Raw genomic sequence first — 634 nt, 5'->3', positions numbered from 1 at the left:
ATCACCTTACCGACGCTTTTCGCAGATTAGCACGCCCTTCATCGCCTCTGACTGCCTAGGCATCCACCGTGTACGCTTAGTCACTTAACCTCACAACCCGAAGATGTTTCCATCGTTCGTGCTGCAAACATTTGAGAGACTCTATGACAGGTTACTCTTTATCCCAGTACATCTACGGAGGGATAAATTTCAGCCGTCATGTTTCAATTTTCAGCTTGTTCCAGATTGTTAAAGAGCAAAATACTTCGCAGCATACTGTCGCCAATATACTCTGAAGTATTAAATACCGGACTATATGGTGGAGCTAAGCGGGATCGAACCGCTGACCTCCTGCGTGCAAGGCAGGCGCTCTCCCAGCTGAGCTATAGCCCCATACAGTCACGCGCAGTACCTTTTCCACTTCCGAGAAGTGGTAGGCCTGAGTGGACTTGAACCACCGACCTCACCCTTATCAGGGGTGCGCTCTAACCACCTGAGCTACAAGCCTATAAAGGTATTTCTGCTCGTTACTTTCTATCAGACAATCTGTGTGAGCACGCCACTCGAACTAATATCTTTAGGTAAGGAGGTGATCCAACCGCAGGTTCCCCTACGGTTACCTTGTTACGACTTCACCCCAGTCATGAATCACAAA

General features: G+C 48.4%; 2 tRNA genes and 2 rRNA genes. All 4 read right to left on the bottom strand.

The features are described from left to right. Positions 1–90 (bottom strand): 23S ribosomal RNA (locus ACJ8KE_RS23750); the annotation flags it as partial. A gap of 206 nt (positions 91–296) precedes the next feature. Further along, a tRNA-Ala gene (locus ACJ8KE_RS23745) sits at positions 297–372 on the bottom strand. 38 nt (positions 373–410) lie between these two features. After that, positions 411–487, bottom strand: a tRNA-Ile gene (locus ACJ8KE_RS23740). A gap of 74 nt (positions 488–561) precedes the next feature. Next, positions 562–634: ribosomal RNA gene (locus ACJ8KE_RS23735) — 16S ribosomal RNA — on the bottom strand; the annotation flags it as partial.

The sequence above is a fragment of the Serratia sp. CY56464 genome, from assembly GCF_052168435.1.
Lineage (GTDB): Bacteria > Pseudomonadota > Gammaproteobacteria > Enterobacterales > Enterobacteriaceae > Serratia > Serratia marcescens.
The sequence above is the reverse complement of the archived record's forward strand: the minus strand, read 5'-3'. Positions and strand labels throughout refer to the sequence as shown.